The sequence below is a fragment of the Cellulomonas sp. NPDC057328 genome (assembly GCF_042667215.1).
GTDB lineage: Bacteria > Actinomycetota > Actinomycetes > Actinomycetales > Cellulomonadaceae > Cellulomonas.
Genome location: NZ_JBHUZW010000107.1, coordinates 1 through 13422, shown reverse-complemented (window position 1 = coordinate 13422; position 13422 = coordinate 1). Strand labels below are relative to the sequence as shown.

The window sequence follows — 13422 nt, the reverse complement described above, 5'->3', positions numbered from 1 at the left end:
ACGCAGCAGGGCCCAGGAGCGGAAGCTCCCGGGCCCTGCGTCGCGATCAGCCCCGAGGGGCGGTGATCACTTGAGGATCTTCGTGACCCGGCCCGAGCCGACGGTGCGGCCACCCTCGCGGATGGCGAAGCCGAGGCCCTCCTCCATGGCGATGGGCTGGATGAGGTTCACGTGGATCTCGGTGTTGTCACCGGGCATGACCATCTCGGTGCCCTCGGGCAGCGTGATGACGCCGGTGACGTCCGTCGTCCGGAAGTAGAACTGCGGACGGTAGTTGCCGTAGAACGGGTTGTGACGGCCGCCCTCGTCCTTGGCCAGGATGTAGACCTGGCCCTCGAACTCGGTGTGCGGCGTGATCGAACCCGGCTTCACGACGACCTGGCCGCGCTCGACCTCCTCGCGCTTCGTGCCGCGCAGGAGGAGACCGACGTTCTCGCCGGCCTCGGCGTAGTCGAGGAGCTTGCGGAACATCTCGACACCGGTGACCGTGGTCTTGATCGCCTTCTCCTTGATGCCGACGATCTCCACCTCCTCGTTCACCTTGAGCTGACCGCGCTCGACGCGGCCCGTGACGACGGTGCCACGACCGGTGATCGTGAAGACGTCCTCGATCGGCATGAGGAACGGCTTGTCGATGTCGCGGACCGGGTCCGGGACGTTCTCGTCGACGGCGTCGAGGAGGTCCTCGACCGACTTCACCCAGGTCGGGTCACCCTCGAGCGCCTTGAGGCCCGAGACGCGCACGACGGGGGCGTCGTCGCCGTCGAAGCCCTGCGACGACAGCAGCTCGCGGACCTCCATCTCGACGAGCTCGAGGATCTCCTCGTCGTCGACCATGTCGGACTTGTTGAGCGCGACGAGCAGGTAGGGCACGCCGACCTGACGGGCGAGCAGGACGTGCTCACGCGTCTGGGCCATCGGGCCGTCGGTCGCCGCGACCACGAGGATGGCGCCGTCCATCTGCGCCGCACCCGTGATCATGTTCTTGATGTAGTCGGCGTGACCCGGCGCGTCGACGTGCGCGTAGTGGCGCTTCTCCGTCTGGTACTCGACGTGCGCGATGTTGATGGTGATACCGCGCTGCTTCTCCTCCGGCGCCTTGTCGATCTCGTCGAACGGCGTGAAGGGGTTCAGGTCGGGGTACTTGTCGTGCAGCACCTTCGAGATCGCAGCGGTCAGCGTCGTCTTGCCGTGGTCGACGTGACCGATGGTCCCGATGTTGACGTGCGGCTTGGTCCGCTCGAACTTCGCCTTGCCCACTGGGTGTCCTCCTCAGGACTTGGTAGAGATTGCCCGACGGCAGCCACCTGACGGTACCTGCTCGGCGTGCGGTCCTACGGGTCGGATGTGTTGCTGGTACTGCGGGGTTCGACCTGTGGGACTACTCGCCCCGGGTCTTCTTGATGATCTCGTCGGCAACGTTCCGAGGAACCTCGGCGTAGCTGTCGAACTGCATCGAGTACACGGCACGGCCCTGCGTCTTGGACCGCAGGTCGCCGACGTAGCCGAACATCTCGGAGAGCGGCACCTGGGCGCGGACGACCTTGACGCCGGTCGCGTCCTCCATGGACTGGATCATGCCGCGGCGCGAGTTGAGGTCGCCGATGACGTCACCCATGTAGTCCTCGGGCGTCCGGACCTCGACGGCCATGATCGGCTCGAGGAGGGCGGGGTCGGCCTTGCGGACGGCCTCCTTGAGGATCATCGAGCCGGCGATCTTGAACGCCATCTCCGAGGAGTCGACGTCGTGCGCCGCACCGTCGAGCAGGATCGCCTTCACGCCCACGAGCGGGAAGCCCGCGAGGACGCCCAGCTGCATCGCGCTCTGGATGCCGGCGTCGACGGACGGGATGTACTCGCGCGGGATGCGGCCACCGGTGACCTTGTTCTCGAACTCGTACAGCTCGCCCTCGGCCGGGTCCAGCGGCTCGAAGGTCATCTGGACCTTCGCGTACTGGCCGGAGCCACCCGTCTGCTTCTTGTGCGTGTAGTCGATCTTCTCGACCGCACGGCGGATGGTCTCGCGGTACGCGACCTGCGGCTTGCCGACGTTCGCCTCGACCTTGAACTCGCGACGCATGCGGTCGACGAGGATGTCGAGGTGGAGCTCGCCCATGCCGCCGATGACGGTCTGGCCGGTCTCCTCGTCCAGGCGGACGCGGAACGTCGGGTCCTCCTCGGCGAGCTTCTGGATGGCCGTGGAGAGCTTCTCCTGGTCACCCTTCGTCTTCGGCTCGATCGCCACGTCGATGACGGGCTCCGGGAAGGTCATCGACTCGAGCACGACCGGCGCGGCCGGGTCGCACAGGGTGTCACCGGTGGTGACGTCCTTGAGGCCGATGAAGGCGTAGATGTGGCCGGCCTGCGCCTCGGCGACCGGGTTCTCCTTGTTGGAGTGCATCTGGAACAGCTTGCCGATGCGCTCCTTCTTGCCCTTCGTCGAGTTGAGCACCTGGGCGCCCTGCTCGACCTTGCCCGAGTAGACCCGGACGTAGGTGAGCTTGCCGAAGAAGGGGTGCGCCGCGACCTTGAAGGCCAGCGCGGAGAACGGCTCGGTGGCGTCGGGGTGGCGCTCGACGACGACCGACTCGTCCTTCACGTCGTGACCCTGCACGGCGGGGACGTCGAGCGGCGTCGGGAGGTAGTCGATGACCGCGTCGAGCATGGGCTGCACGCCCTTGTTCTTGAACGCGGACCCGCAGAGCACGGGGTACGCCTGCGACGAGACCGTGAGCTGGCGGATGCCGGCCTTGATCTCGGCGACCGTGAGCTCCTCGCCGCCCAGGTACTTCTCGAGCAGCTCCTCGGACGTCTCGGCGACGGCCTCGACGAGCTCGCTGCGGTACTGCTCGGCGCGCTCCTGGAGGTCGGCGGGGATGTCCTCGACCTCGTACTTCTCGCCCAGCGCGGTCTCGCCGCGCCACACGAGGGCGCGCATCTCGACCAGGTCGACGACGCCGATGAAGTCGTTCTCGGAGCCGATCGGCAGCTGGATGACCAGCGGCTTCGCCTTGAGCCGGTTCACGATCGTGTCGACCGTGAAGTAGAAGTCGGCGCCGAGCTTGTCCATCTTGTTGACGAAGCAGATGCGCGGCACGTCGTACTTGTCGGCCTGGCGCCACACCGTCTCGGACTGGGGCTCGACGCCCTCCTTGCCGTCGAACACGGCGACGGCACCGTCGAGCACGCGCAGCGAGCGCTCCACCTCGACCGTGAAGTCGACGTGGCCGGGCGTGTCGATGATGTTGATCTGGTTGTTCTTCCAGTAGCAGGTCGTCGCGGCGGACGTGATCGTGATGCCGCGCTCCTGCTCCTGCTCCATCCAGTCCATCGTCGACGCACCGTCGTGCGTCTCACCGATCTTGTAGTTGACCCCGGTGTAGAACAGGATCCGCTCGGTGGTGGTGGTCTTGCCGGCATCGATGTGCGCCATGATGCCGATGTTGCGGACCTTCGTGAGGTCGGTCAGCACGTCCAGTGCCACGTGATAGCCCCTTGTCGGTTGGCTGTTGATCGGTGCCGGCCCCGACGCCGCGTGCACCCTGAGTCGGGCGGCCCGCGGCGTCGGGCCGCGAGGTCACCAGCGGTAGTGCGCGAAGGCCCGGTTGGACTCGGCCATCTTGTGCATGTCCTCACGGCGCTTGACCGCGGCACCGAGGCCGTTGGAGGCGTCGAGGATCTCGTTCATGAGGCGCTCGGTCATCGTCTTCTCCCGACGGGCGCGCGAGAAGTCGGTGAGCCAGCGCAGCGCCAGCGTGGTCGCGCGCACGGGGCGGACCTCGATCGGCACCTGGTAGGTCGCACCACCGACGCGGCGGGACTTGACCTCGATGGAGGGACGCACGTTGTCCAGCGCGCGCTTGAGCACGACGACCGGGTCGGACTGCGTCTTCTCGCGGACGCCCTCGAGGGCGCCGTAGACGATCGACTCCGCGACGGTCTTCTTGCCGTCGAGGAGGACCTTGTTGATGAGCTGCGTGACGACCGGCGACCCGTAGACGGGGTCGACGATCAGCGGCCGCTTCGGAGCGGGACCCTTGCGAGGCATCTGTCTCAGCCCTTCTTCGCGCCGTAGCGGCTGCGCGCCTGCTTGCGGTTCTTCACGCCCTGCGTGTCGAGCGCGCCACGGACGATCTTGTAGCGGACACCCGGCAGGTCCTTCACACGGCCGCCGCGCACGAGCACGATCGAGTGCTCCTGCAGGTTGTGGCCGACGCCCGGGATGTAGGCCGTGACCTCGATGCCCGACGAGAGGCGGACACGCGCGACCTTGCGCAGCGCGGAGTTCGGCTTCTTCGGGGTGGTCGTGTACACGCGGGTGCAGACACCGCGACGCTGGGGGGAGCCCTTGAGGGCAGGCGTCTTCGACTTGTTCGTCTTCGCCTGCCGGCCCTTGCGGACCAGCTGCTGGATCGTAGGCACTACGTCTCCGAACTGTTCGGTGTTCTCTGGTCTGACCGGCACCCGTCACCCTGGACGGCCGGCTTGCCCCGGATCGTCGCCCGTCGCACGACTACCCCGGTCGGTCTTGCGTCCCGCACCGACCCCCGCGCCCGGGCGTGTCGCCCCGCTCCCCCGCGCGGCGTCCGGCCCTGAGAGGCCGGTCCGAACGGGAGGGGAACCACCCGGTGCCACGTCGACCCGGTCCCTGAGGACCTCCGGTCGAGTGCACGCACAAGGGCCCGACGGCGCGGGCACGGTGTCCTACGTTACCTGGCGTGTCGGGGGGCGTCAAAGAGACCCCGGCCACGCCGTGCGGTCCGCGGCGGGTCCCGGGCGCGCCCGGAGCCCGGCCGGGACGGCCCGAGGGGCCCGCCGGCCGCAGCCGACGAGCCCCTCGGGGTCGAGCGTGAGGTCGATCAGCGGTAGTCGCCGAAGTCGATGTCCTCGAGCGGGATCGCCTCGCCCGAGCCGAGGCCCAGGGCGGGGAAGTCGATCTCGTCGTAGCCGAACGCCGGGTACAGCTCGGCCTTCGCCTCCTCGGTCGCCTCCACCTCGACGTTGCGGTACCGGGACAGACCGGTACCCGCCGGGATGAGCTTGCCGAGGATGACGTTCTCCTTGAGGCCGAGCAGCGGGTCGGACCGGCTCGACATCGCGGCCTCGGTGAGGACCTTCGTCGTCTCCTGGAAGGAGGCGGCGGACAGCCACGAGTCCGTCGCGAGCGACGCCTTCGTGATGCCCATCAGCTCCGGACGGCCCGAGGCCGGCTGGCCACCCTCGGACACGGCGCGACGGTTGAAGTCCTCGAAGCGACCGCGCTCGGCCAGCTCGCCGGGCAGCAGGCCCGTCTCGCCGGAGTCGAGCACCGTCACGCGGCGGAGCATCTGCCGCACGATGACCTCGATGTGCTTGTCGTGGATGTCCACGCCCTGCGAGCGGTAGACCTCCTGCACCTCGTCGACCAGGTGCTTCTGCGTCGCACGCGGGCCGAGGATGCGCAGGACCTTCTTCGGGTCCACGGCGCCCTGGACGAGCTGCGTGCCGACCGCGACGTGGTCGCCGTCCTGCACGAGCAGGCGCGAGCGCTTCGTGATCGGGTACGCGATCTCCTCGGAGCCGTCGTCCGGCGTGAGGACGATGCGCCGCGAGCGGTCACCCTCCTCGATCGCCACGCGGCCCGAGAACTCCGCGATCGGCGCCTCACCCTTGGGGGTGCGGGCCTCGAAGAGCTCCTGGACACGCGGCAGACCCTGCGTGATGTCGTCCGCCGAGGCCACACCACCGGTGTGGAAGGTGCGCATCGTGAGCTGCGTGCCGGGCTCACCGATCGACTGGGCCGCGATGATGCCGACGGCCTCGCCGATGTCGACGAGCTTGCCGGTCGCGAGCGACCGGCCGTAGCACTTGGCGCACGTGCCGACGCGCGACTCGCACGTGAGCACCGAGCGGATCTTGAGCTCGGTGACACCCGTCTCGAGGAGACGGTCGAGCAGGACGTCGCCGACGTCGTCACCGGCGTGGCCGATGACCTCGCCCTCCACCTCGATGTCGGTCGCGAGCGTCCGCGAGTACACGGACGTCTCGACCTTGTCGTGGCGGCGCAGCGTGCCGTCCGCGGTCGCCACGCCGATCGGCATGGTCAGGCCGCGCTCGGTGCCGCAGTCCTCCTCGCGGACGATGACGTCCTGCGAGACGTCCACCAGACGACGCGTGAGGTAGCCCGAGTCGGCGGTCCGCAGAGCGGTGTCCGCCAGACCCTTGCGGGCGCCGTGCGTCGCGATGAAGTACTCGAGGACGGACAGGCCCTCGCGGTAGTTCGCCTTGATCGGGCGCGGGATGATCTCGCCCTTCGGGTTGGCGACGAGACCACGCATGCCCGCGATCTGGCGGACCTGCATCCAGTTGCCTCGCGCGCCCGAGCCGACCATGCGGTAGACGGTGTTGCGGGCCGGGAAGTTGGCCTGCATCGCCTTGGCGACCTTGTCGGTGGCGTTCGTCCAGATCTCGATGAGCTCCTGACGACGCTCGTCGTCCGTGATGAGGCCCTTCTCGTACTGGCCCTGGACGCGCGCGGCCTTCGCCTCGTGCTCCTCGAGGATCTCCTTCTTGGCCGCCGGCGTGGCGACGTCCGAGATGGCGATCGTGACGCCCGAGCGGGTGGCCCAGCGGAAGCCGGCCTCCTTCAGGGCGTCGAGCGACGCGGCGACCTCGACCTTCGGGTACCGCTCGGCGAGGTCGTTGACGATGACCGACAGGCGCTTCTTGTCGACGACGCCGTTCTCGTACGGGTAGTCGACCGGCAGCAGCTCGTTGAAGAGCGCACGGCCGAGCGTCGTCTCGAACAGCAGCGTCTGACCCGGCTCGAAGCCCTCGGGCTCCTGGCCCTCGCCGAGGACCAGGTCGTCGAAGCGGATCTTCACCACGGCGTTGAGGTCCAGGGAGCCCTGGTCGAACGCCATGATCGCCTCGGAGACCGAGCTGAACGCGCGGCCCGCGCCGAGCGCGTCCTCCTTGTCGCTCGTCAGGTGGTACAGGCCGATGATCATGTCCTGCGAGGGCATGGTCACCGGACGGCCGTCCGACGGCTTGAGGATGTTGTTGCTCGACAGCATGAGGATGCGGGCCTCGGCCTGCGCCTCCGCCGACAGGGGCAGGTGGACCGCCATCTGGTCACCGTCGAAGTCCGCGTTGAACGCGGCGCACACGAGCGGGTGCAGGTGGATGGCCTTGCCCTCGACGAGCTGCGGCTCGAACGCCTGGATGCCCAGGCGGTGCAGCGTGGGTGCACGGTTCAGCAGCACCGGGTGCTCGGTGATGACCTCCTCGAGGACGTCCCACACGACCGGGCGCGCGCGCTCGACCATGCGCTTGGCCGACTTGATGTTCTGCGCGTGGTTCAGGTCGACCAGGCGCTTCATCACGAACGGCTTGAACAGCTCGAGCGCCATCTGCTTGGGCAGACCGCACTGGTGCAGCTTGAGCTGCGGGCCGACGACGATGACCGAACGGCCCGAGTAGTCGACGCGCTTGCCGAGCAGGTTCTGGCGGAACCGGCCCTGCTTGCCCTTGAGCATGTCGGAGATCGACTTGAGCGGACGGTTGCCGGGGCCCGTCACCGGGCGGCCGCGGCGGCCGTTGTCGAACAGCGAGTCCACGGCCTCCTGGAGCATCCGCTTCTCGTTGTTGACGATGATCTCCGGCGCGCCCAGGTCCAGGAGCCGCTTGAGGCGGTTGTTCCGGTTGATGACGCGGCGGTACAGGTCGTTCAGGTCCGAGGTGGCGAAGCGACCGCCGTCGAGCTGGACCATCGGGCGCAGGTCCGGCGGGATGACCGGGACCGCGTCGAGGACCATGCCCGTCGGCGAGTTGTTCGTCGTGAGGAACGCGTTGACGACCTTGAGGCGCTTGAGGGCGCGGGTCTTGCGCTGACCCTTGCCCGAGCGGATCGTCTCGCGCAGCGAGGCGGCCTCGGCGTCCAGGTCGAACGCCTCGAGGCGCTTCTGGATCGCCGCGGCGCCCATCGAGCCCTCGAAGTAGTTGCCGTACCGGTCCTGCAGCTGGCGGTACAGCATCTCGTCGCCCTCGAGGTCCGCGACCTTGAGGTTCTTGAAGCGGTCCCAGACCTGCTCGAGGCGGTCCAGCTCGGCGTCCGCACGCTTGCGGAGCTGCGCCATCTCGCGCTCGGCGGAGTCGCGCACCTTGCGGCGCGCGTCGGCCTTGGCACCCTCGGCCTCGAGCTCGGCCAGGTCGGCCTCGAGCTTGGCGGCACGGGTGTTGATGTCGTTGTCGCGGCGGTCCGCGATCTCCTTCTTCTCCAGGTCGATCTCGTTCTGGAGGTTCGGGAGGTCCTCGGCACGGCCGTCGTCGTCGACCCACGTGATCATGTAGGCCGCGAAGTAGATGACCTTCTCCAGGTCCTTCGGCGCCAGGTCGAGCAGGTAGCCGAGCCGGCTGGGCACACCCTTGAAGAACCAGATGTGCGTGACCGGCGCGGCGAGCTCGATGTGGCCCATGCGCTCACGGCGGACCTTCGAGCGCGTCACCTCGACGCCGCAGCGCTCGCAGATGATGCCCTTGAAGCGGACACGCTTGTACTTGCCGCAGTAGCACTCCCAGTCCCGGGTGGGACCGAAGATCTTCTCGCAGAAGAGACCGTCCTTCTCCGGCTTGAGGGTCCGGTAGTTGATGGTCTCGGGCTTCTTCACCTCGCCGTGCGACCAGGCACGGATGTCGTCGGCCGTGGCCAGGCCGATGCGCAGCTCGTCGAAGACGTTGACGTCGAGCAAGGTTCCTACTTCCTACGCGTTCCGGGGCCGTTCGGCTCACCGGTACATCTGCAACAGGGGTGTCGGCGCCCCGCCCGGACCACGTCGCACCCGTGGGGTGCGGTGCGTACCGGGCGGGGGCTCGGCCTCAGATCTCCTCGATGCTGCTGGCGTTCGGGCGCCGCGACAGGTCGATGCCGAGCTCCTCCGCGGCGCGGTAGACCTCGTCGTCGTTCTCCTTCATGTCGATGGACACGCCGTCCGAGGACAGCACCTCGACGTTCAGGCAGAGCGACTGCATCTCCTTGAGCAGGACCTTGAACGACTCCGGGATGCCGGAGTCCGGGATGTTCTCGCCCTTGACGATCGCCTCGTAGACCTTGACGCGGCCCGGGACGTCGTCCGACTTGATGGTGAGCAGCTCCTGCAGCGTGTAGGCGGCGCCGTACGCCTCCAGGGCCCACACCTCCATCTCGCCGAACCGCTGGCCACCGAACTGCGCCTTACCACCCAGCGGCTGCTGCGTGATCATCGAGTAGGGGCCGGTCGACCGGGCGTGGATCTTGTCGTCCACGAGGTGGTGCAGCTTGAGGATGTACATGTAGCCGACGGACACGGCCTCCGGGAACGGCTCGCCGGAGCGGCCGTCGAACAGCCGCGCCTTGCCGTCGCCCTGCACCATGCGCTCGCCGTCACGGTTCGGCAGCGTCGAGGAGAGCAGACCGGTGAGGGTCTCCTCCGGCACCCCGTCGAACACCGGCGTCGCGACCGGGTTGCCCGGCTGCGAGCGGTGCGCGACCTCGGGGACGCCCTCGGTCCACTGGACCTCGCCCTCGGCCAGCTGGATGTCCCAGCCCTGCTTCGCGACCCACCCGAGGTGGGTCTCGAGGACCTGGCCGACGTTCATGCGGCCGGGGACGCCGAGCGGGTTGAGGACGACGTCGACCGCGGTCCCGTCCGCGAGGAACGGCATGTCCTCGACGGGCAGGATCTTGGAGATGACGCCCTTGTTGCCGTGGCGGCCGGCGAGCTTGTCGCCGTCCGTGATCTTGCGGCGCTGCGCGATGTACACGCGGACCAGCTCGTTGACACCGGCGGGCAGCTCGTCGCCGTCGTCGCGGCTGAACGTGCGCACCTCGATGACCGTGCCGGACTCGCCGTGCGGCACCTTGAGCGACGTGTCGCGGACCTCGCGCGCCTTCTCGCCGAAGATGGCGCGGAGCAGGCGCTCCTCCGGGGTCAGCTCGGTCTCGCCCTTCGGCGTGACCTTGCCGACGAGGATGTCGCCCGCCGCGACCTCGGCGCCGATGCGGATGATGCCGCGCTCGTCGAGGTCGGCCAGGACCTCCTCGGAGACGTTCGGGATGTCCCGCGTGATCTCCTCGGGGCCGAGCTTCGTGTCGCGGGCGTCGACCTCGTGCTCCTCGATGTGGATCGAGGAGAGGACGTCGTCCTGCACGAGGCGCTGCGACAGGATGATCGCGTCCTCGTAGTTGTGGCCCTCCCACGACATGAACGCGACGAGGAGGTTGCGGCCGAGCGCGAGCTCGCCCTCGTCCGTCGCCGGGCCGTCGGCCAGCACGGAGCCGACCTCGACGCGGGCGCCCTCGTCGACGAGCACGCGCTGGTTGTAGCTCGTGCCCTGGTTCGAGCGGCGGAACTTCGCCACGCGGTACGTCGACGTGGTGGCGTCGTCGTTCGCGACCGTGATGAGGTCGGCCGACACCTCGGTGACGACGCCCGGCTTCGACGCGACGATGACGTCGCCCGCGTCGACGGCCGCACGGCGCTCCATGCCGGTGCCGACGAGCGGCGCCTCGGAGCGGACCAGCGGCACGGCCTGGCGCTGCATGTTCGCGCCCATGAGGGCGCGGTTCGCGTCGTCGTGCTCGAGGAACGGGATGAGGGCCGTCGCGACCGACACCATCTGGCGCGGCGAGACGTCCATGTAGTCGACCTCGCCGGCCGGGATGAACTCGACCTCGCCGCCCTTGGTGCGGACGAGGACGCGGTCCTCGGCGAACGTGCCGTCCGCCTCGAGCGGGGCGTTGGCCTGCGCGATGACGTAGCGGTCCTCGTCGTCGGCCGTCAGGTAGTCGACGTCGTCCGTCACGCGACCCTGGACGACCTTGCGGTACGGGGTCTCGACGAAGCCGAACGGGTTGATGCGCCCGTACGTGGCGAGCGAGCCGATGAGGCCGATGTTCGGGCCCTCGGGGGTCTCGATCGGGCACATGCGGCCGTAGTGCGACGGGTGGACGTCACGGACCTCCATGCCGGCGCGGTCGCGCGACAGACCACCCGGGCCGAGGGCCGACAGACGCCGCTTGTGCGTCAGGCCCGCGAGCGGGTTGTTCTGGTCCATGAACTGCGACAGCTGGCTCGTCCCGAAGAACTCCTTGATGGAGGCCACGACGGGGCGGATGTTGATGAGGGTCTGTGGCGTGATCGCCTCGACGTCCTGCGTCGTCATGCGCTCGCGCACGACGCGCTCCATCCGGGACAGGCCGGTGCGGACCTGGTTCTGGATGAGCTCGCCCACCGCACGGATGCGGCGGTTGCCGAAGTGGTCGATGTCGTCCGTCTCGACGCGGAACTCGATCGCCTCGCCGCCGCGCGTGCCGGGCAGCGACGTGCGGTCGATGTGCAGGGCCGCGAGGTACTTGATCGTCGCCACGACGTCCGAGCGCGACAGGACCGAGTCGCTGAGCGGCGCGTCCTGGCCGACCTTCTTGTTCAGCTTGTAGCGGCCGACCTTGGCGAGGTCGTAGCGCTTGGGGTTGAAGTAGAAGTTCTCGATCAGCGCGCGGCCGGCCTCGACGGTCGGCGGCTCGCCCGGGCGGATCTTGCGGTACAGGTCGAGCAGCGCCTCGTCCTGCGTCTGGACGTGGTCCTTGTCCAGCGTGTCGAGCACGGCCGGGTAGTCGGCGAACTCCTCGCGGATCTCGCCCTCGGTCATGCCGAGCGCCTTGAGCAGCACGGTCGCGTTCTGCTTGCGCTTGCGGTCGACGCGCACGCCGACGTTGTCGCGCTTGTCGATCTCGAACTCGAGCCAGGCCCCACGGCTCGGGATGATCTTGGCGGTGAGCACGTCCTTGTCCGACGTCTTGTCGGCGACGCGCTCGAAGTAGACGCCCGGCGAACGGACGAGCTGCGACACGACGACGCGCTCGGTGCCGTTGATGATGAACGTGCCGCGCTCGGTCATGAGCGGGAAGTCGCCCATGAAGACGGTCTGCGACTTGATCTCGCCGGTGGTGTAGTTGACGAACTCGGCCGTGACGAACAGCGGCGCGGCGTACGTGAAGTCCTTCTCCTTGCACTCCTCGGCCGTGTACTTCGGCGGCTCGAAGCGGTGCTCGCGGAAGGAGAGGGACATGGTCCCGCCGAAGTCCTCGATCGGCGAGATCTCCTCGAAGATCTCCTCCAGGCCGGCGGTCTCCGGGACGTCGGTGCGCCCCGCCTCGAGGGCGGCCGCGACACGGGCCTGCCAGCGCTCGTTGCCGAGGAGCCAGTCGAAGCTCTCGGTCTGCAGACCCAGCAGGTCCGGGACCTCGAGCGGCTCGGAGATCTTGGCGAAGGAGATGCGGCGGGATGCGGTGCGGTTCGCGATCGCGTCGGCGGACGGAGCAGAAGGGGTGCGCGAGGCAGCCAAGGGGGGTCCTTCCCTGCGGATGGAGTGCACGCTGCGCGTGACCCGGCTGGTCGCGACCCCCCGGCCGAGCGAGCCCACCCCTCGTCGCGCACGAACGGCGAGAAGGGGCTCGGGTTATACGGGGTCGCGGACACAGGCCAGCGCAAAGCGCTAGCATACCCGCCCGGGCGTGCCAAGTAAACCCCCCGCAGCCGACGCCTGCGCGGCTCCGTCGCCGCCGGGTCGACCCCGAGGTCCTCGTGCGACGCCACGCGCCCCGTGCGGGAGAGCGTGCCGCCGATCCGCGACACCGTCGTCGCCGGTCACATGGTGGCACACGCCACGCGGCGGCGGGAAGCCGGGCCGCGCGGCGGCGCGCCGCGCGGCCGTGCGCCGACGCCTGTCCGCCCGTTCGCCGTGCGGCCCGGGCACCCCGCTCGTACGCTCCCAAACGCACACCGACGCCACCGGCTCCGGTGGCGTCCCGGCTGGCCACAGCCGACAACAGGGGCAGGCGCCCCGGGAGAGAGGGAACCCATGTCGCAGTCCCCGAACCGTCTCGTCGCCACCATCTTCGGTGCCGTGTACACGCTCGTCGGTCTCGCCGGCTTCCTCGTGACGGGCGGCGTGCCGTTCGCCGGCCAGGAGGGCGAGCCGCTGCTCGGCTTCGAGGTGAACCCGCTGCACAACATCGTCCACCTCGCCATCGGCATCGCGCTGCTCGCCTCGTCGCGCACGGTCGCCTCGGCCCGCCGCATGAACATCGTCGTCGGTGCCGTCTACCTGCTGGTCGGCATCCTCGGCCTGTTCATCATCGAGAGCGAGGCCAACATCCTCGCGCTGAACGGCGCCGACAACGTGCTGCACCTCGGCACGGCGATCATCCTGCTCGGCGTCGCCCTGACGGCCGACAAGGCCGCCGCGGACCGCACGCGCACCGCGTGAGCACCGCCGGGGCGAGCCCGCTCCCCCGGCACGCGTCGACCCACCGCCGGGCCCCCCCCCCCCCCCCCCCCGGGGCGGCGGGGCCGGCCGCGGGGGGGGGCGGGGCGCGGGCGGCGGGGCGCCCCCCCCCCCGCC

The 13422-nt window shown here is 69.1% G+C and carries 7 protein-coding genes; 1 reads left to right on the top strand and 6 read right to left on the bottom strand.

Translation table 11 applies throughout. The features are described 5' to 3' along the window. Nucleotides 1-66: 66 nt before the first annotated feature. The 6 genes from tuf to rpoB form a co-directional block, all read right to left on the bottom strand. Nucleotides 67-1260 carry an elongation factor Tu gene (tuf, locus tag ACFUMH_RS15590; protein WP_378207503.1) on the bottom strand — a complete coding sequence of 398 codons (1194 nt, stop codon included), beginning with the start codon at nucleotides 1258-1260 and terminating at the stop codon, nucleotides 67-69. A 121-nt stretch (nucleotides 1261-1381) separates the two neighbouring features. Next, on the bottom strand, nucleotides 1382-3484 hold the full coding sequence (fusA, locus tag ACFUMH_RS15585; protein WP_378207500.1) for an elongation factor G: 2103 nt from the start codon (nucleotides 3482-3484) through the stop codon (nucleotides 1382-1384). A gap of 93 nt (nucleotides 3485-3577) precedes the next feature. Further along, nucleotides 3578-4048, bottom strand: a complete 471-nt coding sequence (gene rpsG / locus ACFUMH_RS15580) for a 30S ribosomal protein S7 (RefSeq protein ID WP_089798424.1) — start codon at nucleotides 4046-4048, stop codon at nucleotides 3578-3580. 5 nt (nucleotides 4049-4053) lie between these two features. Continuing rightward, nucleotides 4054-4422, bottom strand: coding sequence for a 30S ribosomal protein S12 (gene rpsL / locus ACFUMH_RS15575; protein ID WP_013117883.1), 369 nt, complete (start codon nucleotides 4420-4422; stop codon nucleotides 4054-4056). Nucleotides 4423-4859: 437 nt separating this feature from the next. Then, the gene (locus ACFUMH_RS15570; RefSeq protein WP_378207497.1) at nucleotides 4860-8729 is read right to left on the bottom strand and encodes a DNA-directed RNA polymerase subunit beta'; all 3870 of its coding nucleotides are present in this window, start codon (nucleotides 8727-8729) and stop codon (nucleotides 4860-4862) included. A 127-nt stretch (nucleotides 8730-8856) separates the two neighbouring features. Beyond that, nucleotides 8857-12363 (bottom strand): DNA-directed RNA polymerase subunit beta, encoded by a 3507-nt coding sequence (gene rpoB, locus ACFUMH_RS15565; protein WP_378207494.1) that lies wholly within the window; start codon nucleotides 12361-12363, stop codon nucleotides 8857-8859. Nucleotides 12364-12879: 516 nt separating this feature from the next. Between rpoB and ACFUMH_RS15560 the strand changes: the two genes are divergently transcribed. Further along, a complete protein-coding gene (locus ACFUMH_RS15560) occupies nucleotides 12880-13287 on the top strand; it encodes a DUF4383 domain-containing protein (protein WP_378207491.1) in 408 nt (135 codons plus the stop codon). Nucleotides 13288-13422: the final 135 nt, after the last annotated feature.

Bases quoted from the DNA above. Each gene is read 5' to 3' on its own strand.
- rpsG (WP_089798424.1), bottom strand. From the start codon at position 4,048: ATGCCTCGCAAGGGTCCCGCTCCGAAGCGGCCGCTGATCGTCGACCCC.
- ACFUMH_RS15560 (WP_378207491.1), top strand. From the start codon at position 12,880: ATGTCGCAGTCCCCGAACCGTCTCGTCGCCACCATCTTCGGTGCCGTG.